This window comes from Bordetella genomosp. 2 (assembly GCF_002261345.1).
GTDB lineage: Bacteria > Pseudomonadota > Gammaproteobacteria > Burkholderiales > Burkholderiaceae_B > Bordetella_A.
The window spans coordinates 296,194-315,451 of record NZ_NEVT01000007.1 but is presented as its reverse complement, the minus strand read 5'-3'; the positions used below and the strand labels follow the sequence as shown (position 1 = coordinate 315,451).

Sequence of the window (19,258 nt, the reverse complement as noted above, 5' to 3'; positions counted from 1 at the left end):
GCGGCGGGCGAACCGCCCGGCGCCGGCGGATGCCGCCGGCGCCTTGCCGGACGACCGGCGGCGCGCTTACTTCGGGATGACGCCGCAGGCGATGCGGCCGCCGCCGCCGCCCAGCGGCTTGGGATGGTCGCTGTGGTTGTCGCCGCCGGCGTGCACCATCAGCGCGCGGCCCTGCACCTCGGCCAGCGTCAGGCGCGGCGCCAGCACCGGATTGGTGGCGGTGCCGTCGGCATTCACATACAGCGCCGGCAGGTCGCCGCGGTGGGCGCTGTCGTCCCATGGGGCGCCGTGGTTCTTGGCGCCATCGGGATCGTAGTGGCCGCCGGCCGCGCCGGCGGGCACCGCCTTGCCGTCCTGCTGCTTGGCGTCGCAATTGCCGTTCTCGTGCACGTGAAAACCATGCACGCCGGGCGGCAGGCCTTTCAGGTTGGGGGTCAGCACCAGCCCGTACTTGCTTTCGGACAGGCTCACCGTGCCGACGTCGTCGCCCGGGCCTTTCTCGGTGGCCAGCTGCACGGGCACGCTGACGTCGGCCTGGGCGATGCCCGCCAGGCTCAGCGCGCCGGCCAGCAAGGTGATCTTCAGATGACGCTTCATGGCTACCTCCTTGGAAGAGAACCGGCGGCCGCGCGGGCCGCGCGCGGCCGCCGTTCTTGCGAACGCAACACCATACAGGGTACACAGCCTGGCCGGCGAACGCCAGGGCCCGCCCAGGCGCGGCGTGTCCGCGCGCACACGCGCTAGATCATCGACTTGCCGCTCGCCTTGGCGGCGCGCAGGTCGCGCCACAGGGCCACCACCAGGATGGCGAGAATGACGGCGGAGATCGCCGGCCAGATCAGGACATAAAGGGTCAGCCACATATCAGTCTCCGTTGCAGGGTTCGGGTGCGGTTCAGGTGCGCGCCGGCTGGGCCGGCGCGGGCGCGGCGGCCGCGCGCAAGGCTGCCTGCTCGCGGTGGAACGAGGTGACGCGGTCGGCCAGCAGGCTGAAATCGAAACGCTCGCGGTTGCGCAGGCTCAGCGCGACGCACACCACCGTGCTGACGCCATAGGCCGTCAGCGACCCCATCAGCACGATGTGCTCGCGCAGCGTGCCGGCGAACACGAACATCATGACCGTCGCCGCGACCACGCCCACCGCCAGCGCGGCGGGCCGCCCGAAGAAGCCGAAAGTCATCAGCCCGAGCACGACGCCGCCGCCGATCGCCGCGCAGATCTCGAAGAACACGGCGACCGCGCCCTGGATGGGCACCAGCTCGAAGCGCACGATGGTGAACAGCGCCACGGCCGACAGCACCGACCAGACGAAGGCGCGGTTGTCGACCCGGTCCCAGTAGAAGCTGGCGATGACGGGGAACACGATCGCACCCCACAGCGCCCCGACGAACACCAGCATGACCAGGATGTCCAGGCGCAGGCTGGCGAAGATCACGCCGATCATGGTGGCGACGATCATGGTGGCGCGGCCCCACCACAGCATGCGGCGCGGATCGGGCCGTCCGGCCGCAATGTTTTTCGCGTAGACGTCGGTCATGACGATGGCCGACAGCGCGGCCAGGTCGGAGTCGGCCGTCGACGACAGCGAGCCGATCACCAGGATGAAGAACAGCGCGATCCCGATGGGCGGCAGATAAGTCGAGGCCATCTGCGGGATGATGTTGTTCATGTCGCCGTTGGCCGGTTCCAGGCCGGTGAACAGCGCCAGCAGGCCCAGCATGCCGAGCCCGATCACCACGGCGCCGTAGCCGATGGTGGCGGTCAGGAAAGTCGGCTTGATCAGGTCTTCGCGCACCGCGAAGAGGCGCTGCGCGATGGTCTGGTTGCCGATGGCGTAGGCCAGCACGGCGACAAAGTACGGCGCGCCCTGCTCGAGGATCGCCTTGGTGGAATAGAAGTCGGCCTGCTCGGCATTCAGGCGCCACATGTTCGCGTCCAGCAGGTCAGGCCCGCCGGCATTGACGAACACCAGCGGGATGATCACCACTGCGGCCAGAATCATCGCCACCAGCTGGGCGAAGTCCGTCATCACCGAGGCGCGGAAGCCCGACCAGAGCGTGTAGGACAGCACGCCCAGGCCGGCGATCAGCACGCCCTGGATGAACGTCAAGGGGCTCAGGATGGACACCAGCGCGCCGGCCGCGGTGAAATTCACCATCAGACTGATGCAACTGCCGACGATGTTCGACACCGCCATGATCATCTGGCTGGATGCGCCGTGGCGGGCGTGGATGACCTCCGCCAGCGTATGGGCCTGCGGCGCCAGCTTGCGGAACCGCTTGCCGAAGGGGTAGATGAACAGGATCATCAGGGCGCCCCAGAACCCGTAGTGGATGGGGCCCGAAAGCCCGTACTTGAAGCCGGAGGTCGCGCTGGCATAGAACGAGGCGGCCCAGATCCAGGTGGCGATCATGCTGGCCGCCGACAGGCCGAAGCCCACGGCGCTGTTGGCCACCATGTAGCCGTCGACGTTCTCGTTCTTCTCGCTGATCAACAGCGACATCAGGAAGGTGGCACCGTAGAAACCGACCAGCAGCAGAATGGCGGTGGTTCCCGAGAGCTGAAAAAAATCTGCCTCTTGCATCTTGGTAGTCCTTGCTCCTTTGCAGCACGACGCGCGGCATCGTGCATGCCCCCAATGCCGTTTCCGCGGTATGCGATGGGCGGCGTTCATCCCATGGCGTACCGAAACACCCGACGATCGAAGAAAGGCGCGATCGCAAGCCCGCGCGGCCAGGCCGGGATCTTCCGGGCGCTTGGCCGAACGGCTTCGAGACACAGCACAAAGGTGCCGCGTTGCCACAACGGGTTGGAGTCAGGTCGTAACGGCCCGCCGTGGTTTGGCGATGAACCGGCCTGGTGAGCCGGCTATGTTGTTCCGCGGCCAAAGCGGCCGGGTGTAGGTGTTTCGGCAGGATGCCGGGCCGCTGTGCGCGACCTTGTGACAGGCGGCCGGATCGGCTGTATGGGCCGTTGACCGCCTGGTAAAGATGTCGAAGTATAGAGACATGGACACATCGTGTCCAGCCGCGCGGCGCGCGCCCGGTGCCTTGCCGCGCGGCGCGCGCCCGGTGCCTTGCCGCGCGGCGCGCCGATCACGCCGCCATGCGCGCGCAGGGGGTCAGCGCGCGCGGGCCGGCGCATGCCGCCGCGGCTTGCCGAGCCATTCGCGGCCGTGCATCAGGCCCGCTTGTTCACAGCGCATTGAGCGGAATTTTCAGATAGCTGATGCCGTTGTCCTCGGGTTCGGGCCAGCGGCCGCCGCGCATGTTCACCTGGATCGACGGCAGGATCAGGCGCGGCATGGACAGGGTGGCGTCGCGCGCCTGGCGCATCGTGACGAACTCGGCCTCGCCGATGTCTTCGCGCACATGGATGTTGCCGCTGCGCTGCGCGGCGACGCTGGTTTCCCAGGCATAGTGGTCGCGCCCTGGCGCCTTGTAGTCGTGGCACAGGAACATGCGCGTGTTGCCGGGCAGGCGCAGCAGGCGCCGGATCGACCGGTACAGCGTGGCGGCGTCGCCGCCGGGGAAGTCGCAGCGCGCCGTGCCGTAGTCGGGCATGAACAGCGTGTCGCCGGCGAAGACCGCATCGCCGATCACATAGGCGATGCAGGCCGGCGTATGGCCGGGCACCTGCAGGACCGCCGCATCGAGCGAGCCGATGCGGAACCGGTCGCCGTCGGCGAACAGCCGGTCGAACTGGCTGCCGTCGCGCGCGTATTGCGTGCCCGCGTTGAACAGCTTGCCGAACGTGTGCTGCACGACAGTGATCCGCTCGCCGATCGCCAGCTGGCCGCCCACTTGTTCCTGCAGCCACGGCGCGGCGGAAAAATGGTCGGCGTGGGCGTGCGTTTCCAGTACCCACTGCACCTGCAGGCCCCGTGCGCGGATGAACTGGAGCAGGGCGTCGGCGCTGGCATGCTGTGTGCGGCCGCTGGCCGGGTCGAAATCCAGCACGCTGTCGATGATCGCGCAGGCGCGGCTGCCGGGATCGCACACGACGTGGCTGACCGTGTTGGTGGCGGGATCGAAGAACGAGGCGACCTCAGGCCGCAGCGCCGCGCCCCGGCTCGCGTCCCGCACGATGTCGATGGCCTGGGCGAGCGCCGGGTCGGCGTGGGGTTCGGGCATGAGGACTCCTGCCTGCTGATAAATAAATCGGAATAATTAGCTTATTTCTAATGGAAATATACAACCCGGCGGGCGCATCCGTCATCCGCATCCCGCCACCGCCGTGGCGTCACGCTTCGCGGTGGCAGACGGCTTCGATGTTGTAGCCGTCCGGGTCGTATACGAAGGCGCCGTAGTAATGCGCGTGGTATTGGGGGCGCAGGCCGGGCGCGCCGTTGTCGCGTCCGCCGGCCGCCAGGGCGGCCCGATGGAAGGCCTGCACCTGCTCGACGCTTTGCGCCCGGAACGCGATGTGGATGCGCGGCGTCGAGGGTTCGCCCTGCATCAGCCAGAAATCGCCGCCCGGGTCGCCGCCGTCGCGCGGGTTGCCGGCCCCGAAGCCGGCCGCGCCGGGGTGCTCCTTGCGAATGGCGTAGCCCAGGGGCGCCAGGGCCGTCAGGTAGAACTTCTTGCTGGCCTCGAAATCCGAGACGGTGATGCCGGTGTGGTCGAGCATGAGGGTCTCCTTGCGGGTCATGGGGCAACCGCCGTGGCGGCAAGCAGCGTGCCCGGCCGCGCCGGCACATAGCTGATATGCGGTGTCCGGCATATCCCGGGCGGCCCCCGCTGGCTACCATACGCCAAGTCCTCATAGGAGTTGGTATGAAACTGCACTGGTCGCCGCGTTCGCCTTTCGTGCGCAAAGTCATGATCGTCCTGCACGAAGCCGGCCTGGCGGACACGGTGGAATTGGTGCGCACGCCGGTGGCGATGGACAAGCCCAACCTGGATCTGCTGCCCGACAATCCCCTGATCAAGCTGCCGACCCTGGTGCTCGACGACGGCACGTCCGTGTACGACTCGCGGGTGATCTGCGCCTACCTCGATACGCTGGGCGGTTGCGGCTTGCTGCCGGCCGAGCCGCGCGCGCGCCTGCTGGCCGAGCGGCGCCAGGCGCTTGGCGACGGCTTGCTGGATGTGCTGCTGCTTTACCGCCAGGAGCGCGCCAAGCCGCCGCAGCGGCAGACGGAGGCTTGGCTGGACGCTTTTTCCCTGAAGGTCGAGGCGGTGCTGGCGGCACTGGAGGCCGAGGCGCACGAGCTGCAGGCGGGCCCCTTCGACCTGGGCCGTATCGCCATCGGCTGCGCGCTGTCGTACCTGGATTACCGCTTTCCTGATATTGCCTGGCGCGACGGGCATCCCAAGCTCGCGGCCTGGCATGAGCGATTCGCGCAGCGGCCTTCCGTGCTGCGCAGCGCGCCCACTGAAACCCCTTGAACGAGCCTCGTCCATGAGCCGAATTCCCTTGCCCAGCCCGGACGCGATGAGCGCCGACCAGAAACGCGTCTACGAGCAGATCGTCTCCGGGCCGCGTGGCCGGCTGGTCGGCCCGCTGCGCGCGGCGCTGCACAATCCGGACCTGGCCGAGCGCTGGCAGGCGCTCGGGGCCCTGCTGCGCTATGGCACGAGCCTGCCGCCGCGCGTCAGCGAGCTGGCCATCCTGGTCACGGCGCGGCGCTGGAACAGCCAGATCGAATGGCATATTCATGCGCAAGCGGCGGCCGCCGCCGGCGTGCCGTCCGTCGTGATCGAGGCGATCCGCACCCGGCGCGAGCCGGTCTTCGAACAAGCCGGCGACGCGATCGCCTATGAGTTCAGCCGTCAATTGCAGGAAACCGGCCAGGTCGCCCAAGAGCTGTACGGGCGCGCGCTGGCAGCTTGGCAGGTGGTGGGCGTCGTGGAGCTGACTGCCGTGGTGGGCTACTACACCATGGTATCGATGACCCTGAACGCGCACGAAATTCCGATGCCGGACAATGCGCCTGCGCCCCTGGATACGCCGCTGCGGGACGGCTGCGCCGCGCTGAGCCGATTGCCGGCGGCGCCTGGGCGGGAGCGCTGACGATGCCTGTCGATGCCACCAAGCCGTACGTTCCGGCCAGCACCGAGGCCCCGCGCATGCCGGGACGCCCGCGTCACCGGTTGCCGCCGCTGGCCTGCGACGCTCACTGTCACGTGTTCGGCCCGTATGACCGCTTTCCACTGCAACATCCTTCGTCGTATGCCGCCCCGGACGCGCCGGTCGGACGCTACCTGCACATGCTCGATACGCTAGGCGCGCAACGCGGCGTGCTGGTCCAGCCCGCACCCTATGGCACCGAGGCCGCGGCGCTGCTGGATGCACTGGCCGCAGGCGGGGAACGCCTGCGCGGCATCGCCGTGGCCGATCCGGATATCAGTGACGCGCAACTGCAGAATCTGTATGACGGCGGCGTGCGTGGGCTGCGCTTCGTCGAGGCGCGCGATCCGGCCGGCCGCCTGTTCCCGGGCAGCGTCGGCTTTGACCAAGTGGCTGCGCTGGCGCCGCGCATGCGCCAGTTCGGCTTGCATGCGCAGCTATGGGCGCCATCCGAGGCTTATCTGCGGCACCTGCCCGCGCTCGCCAGGCTGCAGGTGCCGCTGGTGATCGATCACCTGGGCAGCCTGGCCTCGGCGCGCGGCCCCGGCGATGCGGCGTTCGCACTGCTGCGCGGGCTGCTGGCCGACGGCCTGGTGTGGATCAAGCTGACCGTGTGCCGCGTCGGCGGCGCGCCGGGCTACGAGGATGCCCGGCGACTGCACGATGCCTTCGTGGCCGCGAATGCGGACCAGGTATTGTGGGGGTCGGATTGGCCGTTCGTGCGGATGGGGCAGGCTGCGCCTTATGCCGACGCGCTCGTTGACCTCGAGTACGAATGGCTGGGCGACGACACGCTGCGGCGCAAAGTATGGGTGGACAACCCGGCGCGGCTCTACGGATTCCGCTGACCGCGCCCGCTATTCCGTCGCTTTTTCCAGGCGCGTCCGCCATACGCCTTCGTCGCCCATTTCGCGCACCAGGTCTTCGATCTGCGCGGCCACTTCCATGACCGTGCGGCCCGGCCCCTTGGTGCGCGACAGGGCCATCGAGATGATGCGGCCCATCGACGGGTCGCGCAGCAGGGCGGCGCTCAGCCAGCCTTCCTGTACTTCCTGCCAGACGGCGTGCAGCGGCAGCACGGTGTACATCCGTTCCTGGGCGACGATGGATTTCATCAATGGCAGGGAATCCGCCTCGATGAGCGGCGCGATGGTGATCTTGCGCGCGCGCGCCAGGCCGTCGAGCGCATTGCGCACGCCATTGGGCGCGCCCGGCAGGATGAAGGGCAGGCCGTCCAGTTCGGCGAACGGGATATCGTCGGCCCGCGTGCGGGGATCGTCGGCGGCGCCGACCAGGTAGGAGTCCACGTAAGCCAGCGCCTGTTCGCCGGGAGGGCATTTTTCGCCGTAGCGATACAGGATGGCGATGTCGACCCGGTTGTCGGTGAGCCATTCCTCGATCTGCCCGCTCGAACCCTCCAGGATCTTCAGGTGCACCTTGGGAAAGGCCTTGCGCAGGCGGGAGAACAGCCGGCGGATGAGCGGATGCGCGGTGGACGGCAGCAGCCCGAGCGTCACTTCGCCGGCGGGCTCGCGGGCCTGGCCGTTGAGCTCGAGCTCGAGCCGCTCGGCATCGCCCAGCAGCGTGCGCACCAGCGGGAACAGGCGCGTTCCCACCTCCGACAACTGCACGCCGCGGCCGGTGCGGTTGAACAGGCGGGCATTGCATTCGCGTTCCAGCGCATTGATGCGCCGGCTCAGCACCGACTGGTCCTGGTCCAGATACAAGGCGGCACGTGTGATGCTGCCCAGTTCAGCGATGGCCAGGAAGGCGCGCCACTTATGCAGGTCGGCGGTAATGTCCAGGCTCAGGCCTGTGGCTTTGGCGGAAGGCATGGCAGGAGGTCGTGAAGAAGCGCAGACACTATAAATCACCGGCCGGGCGGCAGCCTATTGCAGGCCCAGCTTGCCCTTGCGTATGACCTCGCCCCACTTGCGCGACTCGTCCTCCATCAGCTGCCGATATGCTTGCGGCGTGGTGGCCTGCGGGACAGCTCCCTGGGCGACGATCTGCCGGTGCAGCGCCGGCTCGGCCAGCGCCGCGGCAACCGCCTCGGCCATTTGCCCGACGATGGCGGGCGGCGTGCCGGTGGGGGCGATGATCCCGTAGTTGGATTCGACGATGACGCCGGGATAGCCGAGTTCTCCGGTGGTGGGGACATCCGGCAGGCCTTCAAAGCGCTCGGGGCTGCTGACCGCCAGCGGCCGCACCTTGCCTGACCTGATGAAGCCCAGCGCAGCCGACACGTCGCCGGCAAACATCTGCACTTCATTGGCCATCAAGGCGGTCAGCGCGGGCGACGCGCCCTTGTAGGGCACGTGGACCAGGTCGATGCCGGTCTGCTGCTTGAGCAGTTCGCCGCCCAGATGGGGAGTGGTGACGTTGCCAGCCGAGCCGTAGTTGTACCGGCCGGGCGCCGCCTTGGCCGCGGCTACGAAATCCGGCAGGGTCCGCGCCGGATTGGACGGGTTCACCATGATCGCCTGGGGCACCCGCGCCACCAGCGAGACGTACTGGATTTTCGCCAAGTCATAGGGGACTTTCATGACATGCGGCAGGCCGCTGATGGCGCCCGGCACGCCGAATCCGAACGTATAGCCGTCCGGCGCCGCGCGGATCGTCGCGTCTACCCCGATGGTGCCGCTGGCGCCGGCCCGGTTCTCGATCACGATGCTCTGGCCCAGTCGCTTGCCCAGCACCGGCGCCAGCAGGCGGGCCAGGTTGTCCACCGAGCCGCCGGGCGGATAGGGCACGATGAGGCGGATCGGCTGGCTGGGCCAGGACTCGCCGGCCCGCGCGGCCGGCAGTAGGCTGGCGGCCAGCAGCAGCGCCGCCGCGATGGACGCGCACGTCTTTTTCATTGTCTCTCTCCAAAATGATGGGGCCCGCGGTCGCGGGTGACCCGTTTTCTCAGGCGCCTTGCAGGCCCAGGACCTGCTTGGCGTAGATGTTTCTCTGGATTTCGTTGGTGCCGCTGAAGATGGTGGCCGCCAGCGCGTTGGTGTAGGGCGCCAGCACGTGGACGCCGCTATTGGGGTAGGTGTCCGTCATGGCGGCGCCGCCGTATTCCTCCGCGATCTGGATCAACAGGGCGCCAAGGCGCTCGTGCGTTTCGGTCGCCCAGATCTTCAATAGCGAGAGCTCGGGAGGCAGCGGGCGGCCGGCCCTGGCCATGTCGGCGAATACGCGGTACATGGCGGTCAGGTCGGCGGTGTCCAGGCGCAATTCCGCCAGCCGGTCGCCGAACGCAGGGTCGGCCAGCAGGCCGCGCTGCCGGGCGATCTGCAGGATCTGCTGCAGCGCGTGGTTGGCGTGCTTGGGGCTGCCGCTGAATAGCCGCTCGAAGCCCAACAGCGCTTTGGCGATGCCCCAGCCCGCATTGAGATCGCCGACCAGGTTCGCGCGCGGCACGCGGACCTGGTCGAAGAACACTTCGCAGAACTCCTCGTGGCCGGATACGGTCCTGATGGGCCGCCGGCTGACGCCCGGGCTATCCAGGTCGACCAGCAGGAAGCTGATGCCCGCCTGCTTCTTGACGGTCTTGTCGGTACGCACCAGCATGAACATGTGAGTGGCATCCTGCGCCAGCGTCGACCAGGTCTTCTGGCCCGTGACCACGAAGTGGTCGCCATCGGGCACCGCTTCGCAGCGCAGCGCCGCGAGGTCCGAGCCGGCGTTGGGCTCCGAGTAGCCCTGGGCCCAGACGTCCCGGCCGGACAGGATGCCTGGCAGGAAGCGGGCCCGCTGCTCGGGCGTGCCGTAGCGGATCAGGATCGGGCCCAGCATCACCAGCCCCTGGTCGGGAGCGCGCGCCACCCCGTAGCGTTCGGCTTCCTCGATGAAGGCGATCTGCCGCGCCGGCGACAGCTCCATGCCGCCATGTTCGCGCGGCCAGGAAGGCGCGATCCAGCCCTGGCGCGACAGGGTGAAATACCATTCCTTGATGTCGTTCCAGTGCAGGCGCCATGCGGCATGACGCAGGCGGTCGGGATAATGCCGGCGGAAGAACTCCCGCAGCATGGCGCGGAATTCGGCCTCCGGCATGGCATTCCAGTCGGCCTGGCGCGGGAACTCGGTCCATTCCTGGCGCGGGCGCGCAGCGTCTTCGGCCGGGACATCGGCGGCCAGGGCCGCATAGCGCTGGCGATGGGCGGCGGCATTGCCGAGCCAGGCGGCCTGGTGCAAGGTGGCGCGGAAATACAGGCTGATGTCGCATTCGTCGGTGTAGCCGATGGCGCCATGCAATTGGATGGCTAGCCGGCAGGCCTGCAGGCTGGCATGCGCCGCGCGGGCCTTCACCCGGCTGGCGAGGCTCTTGAGCGCATTGGCGCCGGCCCGGGGCGCGTCCGCCAGTGTGTCGAGCGCGTCCGTCAGGCTGTTCTGGGCCAGCTCCACTTGCATGGCGGCGTCCACCAGGCGATGCTGCAAGGCCTGGAATGAGGCCAGCGGCCGGCCGAACTGCTGGCGGGTGTTCAGGTACGCCACCGAGTCGGCCAGCGCCTGGCGCGCCATGCCGATGAGTTCGGCCGCCTGCATCAGGCGGCCATGGTCGAGCGCCGCATCGACAGTATCCGCGATGGCGTGCGCCGACAGCAGCGCGTCCGGCGGCAGGCAGACGGAGTCGAAGGACAGGTGGCAGGCGGGTGTGCCGTCCGCGCGTTCATGCGCATGCGCGCCGACCCCGGGCGTGCCGGCGGGAACCAGGAACAGCGCGGTGCCATCCGGGCCGTCCGCGGTGACGAGCCAGGCGTCGACGTGCGCGCCGGGCACTATGTGGCGCTTTTCGCCGTTCAGCACATAACCGCCGTCGCGGGGCGCAAAGCTGACGCCGAATGCGCCCGAGGCTTCGCTCGCTTCGAGCTGTCCCTCGCTTTCCTGCCAGGCCAGGCAGACCACGCGCCCGCCTTCGCACACGTCCGCCAGCAGGCGCTCGCACCGGTCCGGGCCGGCCTGCCGATGCAGGCGCGCCAGCAACGCTGCAGGGATGATGCCCGCGGCCACCAACGGATCGGGCAGCGCGGCCCGGCCGGCTTCTTGCACGACCGTCGCCATGGCGTGCCATCCCATGCCCAGCCCGCCCTGTGCCTCCGGCACCGTCATCGCCAGCCATCCCATGGCGGCAATCTCCCGCCAGTAGCCGGCATCCCGGGCGGGCTGCGCACGCTTGCGCCGCCGCTGGTCGCGCCGCTGCAGGAAGTCGCGCGCGCTGTCGCGCACCGCCTCGATCAGTTGGTGGTCGATGGCCGTCATACGATGCCCTCCGCGCGCAGGCGGCCGATGTCCAACTCGCCCATGCCGAGCTCCGACGCCAGCACCGCGGCGGTGTGTTCGCCCAGCATGGGCGGCGGCACCCCGATCTGCACGGGCGTCTGCGAGAAATGAATCGGGTTGCCTATGACCGGCAGCCGGCCGAGTTGCGGATGCGCCACCTCGCCCAGCAGCCCGCGATGCCGGACTTGCGGGTCTTGGAAGACCTGCTCCATGGTGTAGATGGGGCCGCAGGGAACATTCGCCGCCGCCAGCGCATCGTTCCACTGCCGCACCGTGCGCGTGCGCATGGCCGGTTCGATCAGCGCCGCCAATTCCGCGCGCTGCGCGGCCCGCTGGGGATTGGTCCCGAAACGCGGATCCGATGCCAGTTCCGGCCTGTCGATGGCGTGGCAGAAGCTGCGGAACTGCGCGTCGTTGCCGACCGCGATCATGATGTGTCCGTCCCGGCAGGGGAAAGCCTGGAATGGGGCGGTGATCTGCGAAGCGCTGCCCACACGCTCCGGCTGGCGTCCGGTAGCGAGATAATTCATGCCCATGTGCGAGATGGCGGCGATCTGTGCGTCCAGCAACGCCAGGTCGATATGCTGCCCCGCGCCGGATACCTGGTCGCGGTGCCGCAGCGCCGCGAGAATGGCCGCCACTGCATAGAACCCGGCCGTGAGGTCGGACACGGAATACCCCGCCTTGACCGGCCCCGCGCCCGGTTCGCCGTCGGGCATGCCGGTCAGGCTCATCAGCCCGCTCATGGACTGGAAGATGGGGTCGTAGCCGGGCAGGTGGCTGTAGGGGCCGTCCTGGCCGAAGCCGGTGATGGAGCAATAGACCAGCCGCGGATTGAGCCCGGACAGGGCCGCATAGTCGAGGCCGTAGCGGCGCAGGTCGCCTGCCTTGAAGTTCTCGATCAGCACATCCGACTGCCGCGCCAGCTCCCGCACCAGCTCCTGGCCGGCCGGACGGGAGATGTCGATGGTCACGGAACGCTTGCCGCGGTTCATGGCGACAAACGAGGACGTCGGGCCGCTGGGCCGTCCGTCGCGGTCCGGCATGGGATAGCCTTGGTGGCGCACGTCGTCGCCCCTGCCGGGCCGTTCGACCTTGATGACGTCGGCGCCGAAGTCAGCCAGCATCTGGGCCGCCCACGGCCCGGAGAATACACGGCTCAGGTCCAGCACCTTCAAGCCGCTCAGAGCACCTGCCATATCGCCTCCTGATTGTTGGAAGGCAGTGTAGGCAGGTGTCCGGGACGGACCTACGGCTGCGCGGTAATAGCTGTTATGCGCGCCGCCGCGGTTCGACGCGCGGCCGCTAGCGGCCCTGGAATACCGGCGCGCGCTTTTCCAGGAACGCGCGCCGCGCCTCGGCCGCGTCCTCCGTCTTGGCGATGGCCGCGGTCATGTCCTGTTCATAGCGGTAGCCGTCGCGCAGGCTCATGTCCTCGATCGCATTGAGGGTCTGCTTGGCCAATACGGTGGCCAGCGGGCTCTTGGAGGCAAGCTCGCGCGCCAGCTCCATGGCGTGGTCCATCAGCGCTTCGGCCGGCACGGAGGCTTCCACCACGCCGAGGCGATAGAGTTCGTCGCCGTCGATGCGCAGTCCGGTGAGCATCATGCGGCGCAGGCGCGAATGGCCGAACAGGCGCATGCCGTGCCGGCCGCCGCCCAGCAGGCCGACATTGATCTCCGGCAGGCCCACCACCGCCGAAGAGGCCGCCAGCAGGATGTCGCAGGACGCGACGATGGCCAGGCCGGCGCCGAGCGCCGCGCCGTTGATCGCGCCGACCACGGGTTTGGCGCATTCGCGGATGGCATGGAAGCACTCGCGCGTGCGCCGCGAGTGTTGCGGCAGGTCGCCGGGACCGCGTATGGTGGTGGCGCGGTTCTTCAGGTCGGCGCCGGCGCAGAAGGTCTTGCCCTGGCCGGACAGCACGACCGCGCGCACGTCGGAGACCTCCGAAATACGATCCAGTAGAAGCGTGAGCTCATTCATCATCTCCGTGCTCAGCGCGTTGACGGGCGGATTGGCGAGCAGCACGACGGCGATGCCGTCCTCGATCCTGACATCCAGGGCGGTGTACGGGCCGGCGAGGTCGGTCGGGGTGGTCATGAGGTGTCTCCGGGTTCAGATGATGTTGCGGTTGCGGTAGTCCTGGATCTGTTCGGCGCCCAGGCCGAGTTCCGCCAGGATCTCTTCGGTGTGTTGCCCCAGCAGGGGGCGGCGCCAAGTCGGCCCGCAGGCCGGAGGCGCCGAATTTCAACGGGTTCATGACCTGCGGGACGCTGCCTGCAACCGGATGCGGCAGGTGACGCAGCATGTCGCGATGCCGCACTTGCGGATCGGCGAAGACCTCCGGCACCGTGTTGATCGACCCGGCGGGCACGCCCGCCTGCTTGAGCGCATCGAGCCAGTAGGCGCGCGGCCGGGCGGCGAACGCGGCGTCCAGGATGGGATCGAGCGCGGACTGGTTGCGCACGCGCTGGCCGTTGGTTGCGTAGCGTTCGTCGCCGGCCAGCTCGGGCCGTCCGATGGCGCGGCACAGCGCGGCGAACTGCTGGTCGTTGCCGACAACCAGCACAATGTCGCCATCCGCGCAGGCGAACGTGCGTTGCGGCTGGATGTTGGGATGGGCATTGCCGGTGCGGCGCGGCACCCGGTTGCCGAGCAGGAAGTTCATCGCCTGGTTTGCCAGCAGCCCGACCTGTACGTCGAGCATGGCCACGTCGATGTACTCGCCGGCGCCGACCTGGGCCCGGCGCAGCAGCGCCGCCAGGATGCCGAGCGCGGCATACACGCCGGTGGTCAGGTCGACGATGGGCACCCCGACTTTCTGCGGACCGCCACCGGGCTTGTCGTCGCGTTCGCCGGTGAAGCTCATCAGGCCGCCGATGGCCTGGATGAGGAAGTCGTAGGCCGGTTCCGGCGCGCGCGGACCACTCTGGCCGAAGCCGGTGACCGAGCAATACACCAGCCGGGGATTGAGCCGCGAGAGCGTGGCGTAGTCCAGGCCCAGGCGCGCCAGCGTGCCGACCTTGTAGTTCTCCAGCACGACATCGGCGTCGCGGCATAGCTGGCGAACCAGATCCTGCCCCTCGGGCGTCTGCAGGTCGATCGTGATGGAGCGCTTGCCGCGATTGGTGGCGACGAAGTAGCCGCCATCGGCGGTGTCGGCGCCGTCGCGATCCTTGAGGAAGGGCGGACCCCAGGCGCGAGTATCGTCGCCGCGCCCAGGGCGCTCGACCTTGATGACGTCGGCGCCCAGGTCGGCCAGTATCTGGCTGGCCCACGGGCCGGCCAGCACCCGGCTCAGGTCCAGCACCTTGATGTTCGATAACAGCGGCTGCAAAGCCATTCTCCTTGACGGCTGTGTGGTGCGACAAGTCTAGGCGGATAGCGTCATGGCAGGATGCCGCGATCGGCAAGGCTGTTATGCGGCCGCGTGCAATCCGCGCCCATTGCAATTCTGTCAATTCTGGTTTGCCGGCGGCGTGCGCCCGCCGTGGCGGTTTGCTCCTAGACTCGCCGGGAGATCAACCCGAGGGACGGAGGACTGATGCAGGAAGGTCGAGCGATGAGCAGTGGCGCGGATGCCGAAGTGATACGCGCGTTCCAGGACAGCGCCAGGGACCTGCTCCGCCAGGAAAGTCCGTTATCGCGGCTGCGAGCCCTGCGCGGCACGCTGCCCGGCTTCGAACGCGCGACCTGGTCCAAGCTTGCGCAGGCCGGCTGGCCCGGGCTGCTGGTTGCCGAGCGGCATGGCGGCCTGGGGCTGGGCCTGCGGGAATTTGCCGCCATCGCGTGCGAGATCGGCCGGCATCCCCTGCCGGAGCCCGTCATTGCCGTGGGCGTGCAGGCGGTCGCGGCGTTGAACGCCCTCCCGCCCGGCGGGCGTCGCGATGCGCTGCTGGCCGATATCGCCGCCGGCCGCCGCGTTGTGGGGTTGGCCTGGCAGGAAAGCGCCCGGCAGTTGGAGTACGAACCGCCGGCGGCCGCGCTGACGGCGCGGCCGGACGGCGATGTGTTGAACGGCCGCAAGCAATGGGTGTATCCCGCCGGGGCGGACGGCTGGCTGGTGGTATGCCGTCGCGGCCAGGAGCCGGCGCTGTGCTGGCTGGCCGCGGATACGCCGGGGCTGGAGGTCGGCATGCACGAGCGCGTCGACGGGACGCCGGCGGCGACTTTGTCGTTCCACGACGTCGCCCTCGATGGCGATGCGCTGCTGGCCCATGGCGCGGCAGTCGAGGCGGCGGTGGCCGCAGCCAATGGGCAGACGCGCGTGGCGCAGGCGGCCGAATTGCTGGGCATCGCGCTGCAGGCGCATGACCTGACGCTGGACTATCTGAAGACCCGTGTCCAGTTCAACCGCCCGATAGGCGCGAACCAGGCCTTGCAGCACCGGATGGTGGACGCCCACCTCCAGGTGCGGCTGGCGCAGGCGGTGCTGCAGGATGCGGCCGGTGCCGCCGAGGTCGCCGGCGCGGACTTCCAGGCCTGGGCAGCGCGGCTGAAGAGCCGCTGCGCGCACGCCGCGCTGCACATGACGCGCGAAGCGATCCAGATGCATGGCGCCATCGGATACACCGATGAGTGCGATGTCGGCCTGTATCTCAAGCGTGCGCTGCATTTGTGCAGCTGGCTGGGCGGGGTCCAGGAAAACCGCGCGCTGGCCCTGCGCTACTGGCGGCACGACGGTGCGGGTGATGCGGGCGCGCCGGACCTGCCGCCCGAACCGCCGGAATCGGACGCCGGCATCGACTGGAACGCGATCCCCGAGGAAGCGTTCCGGGCGCGCGTACGGTCATTCATCCGGCAATACTATCCCGAGCATCTGCGCCATCCGCCGCAGCGGCTGCACTGGAACGACATGCGCCCCTGGTATCTGGCGCTCGCCCGCAAGGGCTGGCTGGCGCCCGCCTGGCCCCGGGAGCACGGGGGCATGGCGCTCGGGCCGGAGCGCATCATCGCCATGGTCGAGGAAATGGAAGCCCATGGGGTAGCCCGCATGCCCGACCAGGGCATTATCAATATCGGGCCCATCCTGATCCGCTATGGCACCGAGGCGCAGCGCCGCAAGTACCTGCCGCGCATCATCGCCGGCGATCATATCTGGTGCCAGGGCTACTCCGAACCCAATGCCGGCTCCGACCTGGCTTCGCTGCGCACCGAGGCCGTGCCGGACGGCGACGACTTCGTGGTGACGGGGCAGAAGATCTGGACCACGCTGGCGCAGGATGCGACGCATATTTTCATGCTGGTGCGCACCGACAAGACCGCCAAGAAGCAGGCCGGCATCAGCTTCCTGCTGGCCGATATCAAGACGCCCGGCATCACGGTGCGCCCCATCCGCAATATCGGCGGCGAGGAAGAGTTCTGCGAAGTGTTCTTCGATGCGGTGCGGGTGCCGAAGGAAAACCTGGTGGGCGAACTCAACCAGGGCTGGACCATCGCCAAGGCGCTCCTCGAATTCGAGCGCATCTTTGTCGGCAGCCCGGCACAGGCCCGCTACGCCCTGAACCAGTTGCGGCGGGTTGGCGAGGCCGCCGGCCTGTTCGCCAGCGAGCGCTTCCAGGCCATGTACGCGGCGTCGCTGCTGGATGTGGCCGACCTGCAGTCGCTGTACGCGGAATACGCCGACATGGTCAAGCGCGGCGAGAAGCTGCCGCCCAGCGTATCCCTGCTGAAGGTATGGGCGACCGAGGTGTACTCGCGCATCGCCATGCAGGTAGTGGAGGCGGCCGCCGAGCATGGCGGCGACGCCGGTTCGCATGTGGCGGGCGATACGCGCATCACGCCGGCCGGGCGCTTGTACAACTCGGCGATCACCACGATCTACGGCGGCACCAATGAAATACAGCGCAATATTCTCGCCAAGCACGTGCTCGGGTTGCCGGCCTGAAGCGCCGTCGTGCCCGGTATCTTGAACAGAACCTACAAACAGGAGACAACATCATGCCGCGCAGTCTTTTGCACGCTATCGCATTATTCGCCGCACTGGTTCCCATGGCGCCGGCCCAGGCGGAGTATCCGGACCGTCCGCTGCGCCTGATCGTGCCGTTCGCGCCCGGCGGCGGCGCCGACCTGACGGCGCGCCTGGTGGCCGAGCCGCTCGGCAAGATCCTCGGCCAACCGGTAGTGGTGGAAAATAAGCCGGGCGCGGGCGGCACCATCGGCGCCACACAGGTGGCGCGCGCGGCGCCGGACGGCTATACCCTGCTGTACACGACGCCGGGTCCGCAGATCACCAATCCCTATCTTATGAAAAGCCTGCCGTACGATCCGCAGAAGGACCTCGTGCCGGTATCCAAGCTGGCGGTCGTGCCCAGCGTGCTGGTGGCGGGCAAGACGCTGCCCGTTGCCTCGGTGCGGGAACTGGTGGCGTACGCCAAGGGTCACCCGCATGAGGTGCGCTTTGCCAGCGCCGGAATCGGCGCCTCCAGCCACCTGGCCGGCGAACTGTTCAAGGCCATGGCCGGCATCGAGATCGACCACGTGCCTTATCCGGGCACGGGCGCGGCGCTGCGCGACGTGCTGGGCGGCACGGTCGAGATCGCCATCGACAGTGTCGCCGTCTATTTGCCGCACATCCAGTCCGGCGCGGTCAAGGCGTTGGGTGTGACGACGCCCCAATCGCTGCCCATGCTGCCCGGCGTGCCGCCCATCGCGGACGATCTGGCCGGCTTCGACGCGTCGCCGGTCAATTACCTGACGGTGCCGGCCGGCACGCCCGCCGCCGTGATCGACAAGCTGAACGCCGCGGTGGCGCAGGTGCTTGCCCAGCCCGGCCTGCAGCGGCGCATGATCGACGTAGGCCTGCTGCCGGAGAGCAGCACGCCGCAGGAAATGGCCGCCATCGTGCAGCGCGAGGCGGCCAAATGGAAGCAGGTGATCGAAGTCTCGGGCGCGCGCCTGGAATAGGCCCTAGTCCAGGAACTTGCGCATCACCGCCTCGGAGCCGAAGTGCTGGCGCAGCAGCGCCACTACCGAGCGCACGGCCAGCGAGGCCGGACGGGCCCGCGTCACGGCCAGGACCAGGCCGCGGCGCAACTGCGGCTCGACGATGCGCACCGCCTGCATCTTGCCGGCCGCGATCTCGTCGCGCACCACGTGCATGGGAAGCACCGTGTAGCCGCCGCCGCCCGCGGCCAGCGCTTTTTGCAACTGAGTAGAGTCGGCCTCGAACACCACGTTGATCGAGATGCCGGCGCGCCGGGCGATCTGGTCCAGCAGCAGCCTGACGGCGCTGGGCCGCCCTGGCAGGACGAGCGGCACGCCGTCGAGATCGGCGAAGGCGATATGGTCGCGTCCCAGCAGCGGCGCGCCGGGCCTGCCGACCAGATAGGAAGCCAGGTCGAACAGCAGGTCCGCATCATTGGCGGCCGAGGGCCCGTAGCGATAGGGCAGGCCGATATCCACCTCGCCATTGCCGAGCCATTGGTCGATCTGGCCGCCCGAGCCTTCGAGGATGCGCAGCTTGATGCCGGGGTGCTGGTCGCGCAGCGCGAAGAACAGCGGCACGATGGCGGACAGGTACAGCGAGGGCAGGGCGCCGACCGTCACCTCGCCGAAGGGCTGGGCCGCGCTTTCCGCCACGACGCCGGACAGCTCGTCGGCCTGGTCCAGCAGGCGGTCGATCTGCGGCATCAGGCGTTCGCCCAGTTCGGTCAACACCATTCCCCGGCCGGTACGGCTGAACAGGCGGCCATTGCACTGGCTTTCGAGGCGCGTGATCTGCCTGCTGATCGCGGATTGCGGCAGGCCCAGCGCATTCGCCGCGCCCTTGAGGCTGCCGGCCGAGGCCACGCTCATGAAGATCGATAGTCGTTGCAGATCCCATTGGGGCGTACGCGTAGCCATATCACTTGTCGCAATTCTGGTTTGCAGGTGCGGCGCTCGTATGCGGGCAGGGACGCCAATAGACTGCC

The 19,258-nt window shown here is 68.6% G+C and carries 16 protein-coding genes and 1 pseudogene; 5 read left to right on the top strand and 12 right to left on the bottom strand.

Going from position 1 to position 19,258, the window contains the following annotated elements; genetic code table 11:
- Window positions 1-66 precede the first annotated feature (66 nt).
- The 5 genes from sodC to CAL24_RS18200 all read right to left on the bottom strand — a co-directional run bounded on the left by sodC (window position 67) and on the right by CAL24_RS18200 (window position 4,628).
- Entirely contained in the window at window positions 67-597 is a 531-nt protein-coding gene (gene sodC, locus CAL24_RS18220; protein ID WP_081760291.1) for a superoxide dismutase family protein, read from the bottom strand.
- 143 nt (window positions 598-740) lie between these two features.
- Window positions 741-863 (bottom strand): putative transporter small subunit, encoded by a 123-nt coding sequence (locus CAL24_RS24235; protein ID WP_094807486.1) that lies wholly within the window; start codon window positions 861-863, stop codon window positions 741-743.
- A 31-nt stretch (window positions 864-894) separates the two neighbouring features.
- On the bottom strand, window positions 895-2,583 hold the full coding sequence (locus CAL24_RS18210; protein WP_094807485.1) for a sodium:solute symporter family protein: 1,689 nt from the start codon (window positions 2,581-2,583) through the stop codon (window positions 895-897).
- Between the two features lie 610 nt (window positions 2,584-3,193).
- Complete coding sequence (locus tag CAL24_RS18205; RefSeq protein WP_028352449.1) at window positions 3,194-4,132, bottom strand: MBL fold metallo-hydrolase; 939 nt, start codon at window positions 4,130-4,132, stop codon at window positions 3,194-3,196.
- A gap of 109 nt (window positions 4,133-4,241) precedes the next feature.
- Window positions 4,242-4,628 (bottom strand): VOC family protein, encoded by a 387-nt coding sequence (locus CAL24_RS18200; RefSeq protein WP_028352448.1) that lies wholly within the window; start codon window positions 4,626-4,628, stop codon window positions 4,242-4,244.
- 146 nt (window positions 4,629-4,774) lie between these two features.
- On the opposite strand from CAL24_RS18200, the gene CAL24_RS18195 reads away from it, so the two are divergent.
- The 3 genes from CAL24_RS18195 to CAL24_RS18185 are packed head-to-tail and all read left to right on the top strand — an operon-like array spanning window position 4,775 to window position 6,919.
- Complete coding sequence (locus CAL24_RS18195; protein WP_094807484.1) at window positions 4,775-5,389, top strand: glutathione S-transferase family protein; 615 nt, start codon at window positions 4,775-4,777, stop codon at window positions 5,387-5,389.
- A gap of 13 nt (window positions 5,390-5,402) precedes the next feature.
- On the top strand, window positions 5,403-6,014 hold the full coding sequence (locus tag CAL24_RS18190; RefSeq protein WP_094807483.1) for a carboxymuconolactone decarboxylase family protein: 612 nt from the start codon (window positions 5,403-5,405) through the stop codon (window positions 6,012-6,014).
- A 2-nt stretch (window positions 6,015-6,016) separates the two neighbouring features.
- The gene (locus CAL24_RS18185) at window positions 6,017-6,919 is read left to right on the top strand and encodes an amidohydrolase family protein (protein WP_094807482.1); all 903 of its coding nucleotides are present in this window, start codon (window positions 6,017-6,019) and stop codon (window positions 6,917-6,919) included.
- A 9-nt stretch (window positions 6,920-6,928) separates the two neighbouring features.
- Here the strand turns inward: CAL24_RS18185 and CAL24_RS18180 are convergent, their stop codons facing one another.
- The 6 genes and pseudogenes from CAL24_RS18180 to CAL24_RS18155 form a co-directional block, all read right to left on the bottom strand.
- Entirely contained in the window at window positions 6,929-7,906 is a 978-nt protein-coding gene (locus CAL24_RS18180; RefSeq protein ID WP_094807481.1) for a LysR family transcriptional regulator, read from the bottom strand.
- A gap of 54 nt (window positions 7,907-7,960) precedes the next feature.
- Entirely contained in the window at window positions 7,961-8,932 is a 972-nt protein-coding gene (locus CAL24_RS18175) for a Bug family tripartite tricarboxylate transporter substrate binding protein (RefSeq protein ID WP_094807480.1), read from the bottom strand.
- Between the two features lie 49 nt (window positions 8,933-8,981).
- Complete coding sequence (locus CAL24_RS18170; protein WP_094807479.1) at window positions 8,982-11,321, bottom strand: acyl-CoA dehydrogenase; 2,340 nt, start codon at window positions 11,319-11,321, stop codon at window positions 8,982-8,984.
- Window positions 11,318-12,541 carry a CaiB/BaiF CoA transferase family protein gene (locus tag CAL24_RS18165; protein ID WP_094807478.1) on the bottom strand — a complete coding sequence of 408 codons (1,224 nt, stop codon included), beginning with the start codon at window positions 12,539-12,541 and terminating at the stop codon, window positions 11,318-11,320. Before CAL24_RS18165 ends, CAL24_RS18170 begins: the two co-directional genes overlap by 4 nt.
- 106 nt (window positions 12,542-12,647) lie before the next feature.
- The gene (locus tag CAL24_RS18160; protein ID WP_094807477.1) at window positions 12,648-13,445 is read right to left on the bottom strand and encodes an enoyl-CoA hydratase/isomerase family protein; all 798 of its coding nucleotides are present in this window, start codon (window positions 13,443-13,445) and stop codon (window positions 12,648-12,650) included.
- Between the two features lie 15 nt (window positions 13,446-13,460).
- Window positions 13,461-14,682 (bottom strand): annotated as a pseudogene (locus CAL24_RS18155) (CaiB/BaiF CoA transferase family protein).
- Between the two features lie 225 nt (window positions 14,683-14,907).
- Here CAL24_RS18155 and CAL24_RS18150 point away from each other — a divergent pair.
- Both CAL24_RS18150 and CAL24_RS18145 read left to right on the top strand, forming a co-directional pair.
- On the top strand, window positions 14,908-17,232 hold the full coding sequence (locus tag CAL24_RS18150) for an acyl-CoA dehydrogenase (RefSeq protein ID WP_170947121.1): 2,325 nt from the start codon (window positions 14,908-14,910) through the stop codon (window positions 17,230-17,232).
- Between the two features lie 53 nt (window positions 17,233-17,285).
- Window positions 17,286-18,251: a Bug family tripartite tricarboxylate transporter substrate binding protein gene (locus CAL24_RS18145; RefSeq protein WP_249278576.1), complete on the top strand. Its 966-nt coding sequence runs from the start codon at window positions 17,286-17,288 to the stop codon at window positions 18,249-18,251.
- Window positions 18,252-18,254: 3 nt separating this feature from the next.
- Here the strand turns inward: CAL24_RS18145 and CAL24_RS18140 are convergent, their stop codons facing one another.
- Window positions 18,255-19,190: a LysR family transcriptional regulator gene (locus CAL24_RS18140; RefSeq protein WP_094807474.1), complete on the bottom strand. Its 936-nt coding sequence runs from the start codon at window positions 19,188-19,190 to the stop codon at window positions 18,255-18,257.
- Between the last annotated feature and the right edge of the window lie 68 nt (window positions 19,191-19,258).

Excerpts from the sequence above, each read along its gene's own strand:
- CAL24_RS18195 (WP_094807484.1), top strand. The coding sequence starts at position 4,775 with ATGAAACTGCACTGGTCGCCGCGTTCGCCTTTCGTGCGCAAAGTCATG.
- CAL24_RS18205 (WP_028352449.1), bottom strand. The coding sequence starts at position 4,132 with ATGCCCGAACCCCACGCCGACCCGGCGCTCGCCCAGGCCATCGACATC.
- CAL24_RS18210 (WP_094807485.1), bottom strand. The coding sequence starts at position 2,583 with ATGCAAGAGGCAGATTTTTTTCAGCTCTCGGGAACCACCGCCATTCTG.
- CAL24_RS18160 (WP_094807477.1), bottom strand. The coding sequence starts at position 13,445 with ATGACCACCCCGACCGACCTCGCCGGCCCGTACACCGCCCTGGATGTC.
- CAL24_RS18175 (WP_094807480.1), bottom strand. The coding sequence starts at position 8,932 with ATGAAAAAGACGTGCGCGTCCATCGCGGCGGCGCTGCTGCTGGCCGCC.
- CAL24_RS18190 (WP_094807483.1), top strand. The coding sequence starts at position 5,403 with ATGAGCCGAATTCCCTTGCCCAGCCCGGACGCGATGAGCGCCGACCAG.
- CAL24_RS18170 (WP_094807479.1), bottom strand. The coding sequence starts at position 11,321 with ATGACGGCCATCGACCACCAACTGATCGAGGCGGTGCGCGACAGCGCG.
- CAL24_RS24235 (WP_094807486.1), bottom strand. The coding sequence starts at position 863 with ATGTGGCTGACCCTTTATGTCCTGATCTGGCCGGCGATCTCCGCCGTC.
- CAL24_RS18165 (WP_094807478.1), bottom strand. The coding sequence starts at position 12,541 with ATGGCAGGTGCTCTGAGCGGCTTGAAGGTGCTGGACCTGAGCCGTGTA.
- sodC (WP_081760291.1), bottom strand. The coding sequence starts at position 597 with ATGAAGCGTCATCTGAAGATCACCTTGCTGGCCGGCGCGCTGAGCCTG.
- CAL24_RS18140 (WP_094807474.1), bottom strand. The coding sequence starts at position 19,190 with ATGGCTACGCGTACGCCCCAATGGGATCTGCAACGACTATCGATCTTC.
- CAL24_RS18200 (WP_028352448.1), bottom strand. The coding sequence starts at position 4,628 with ATGCTCGACCACACCGGCATCACCGTCTCGGATTTCGAGGCCAGCAAG.
- CAL24_RS18145 (WP_249278576.1), top strand. The coding sequence starts at position 17,286 with ATGCCGCGCAGTCTTTTGCACGCTATCGCATTATTCGCCGCACTGGTT.
- CAL24_RS18150 (WP_170947121.1), top strand. The coding sequence starts at position 14,908 with ATGAGCAGTGGCGCGGATGCCGAAGTGATACGCGCGTTCCAGGACAGC.
- CAL24_RS18185 (WP_094807482.1), top strand. The coding sequence starts at position 6,017 with ATGCCTGTCGATGCCACCAAGCCGTACGTTCCGGCCAGCACCGAGGCC.
- CAL24_RS18180 (WP_094807481.1), bottom strand. The coding sequence starts at position 7,906 with ATGCCTTCCGCCAAAGCCACAGGCCTGAGCCTGGACATTACCGCCGAC.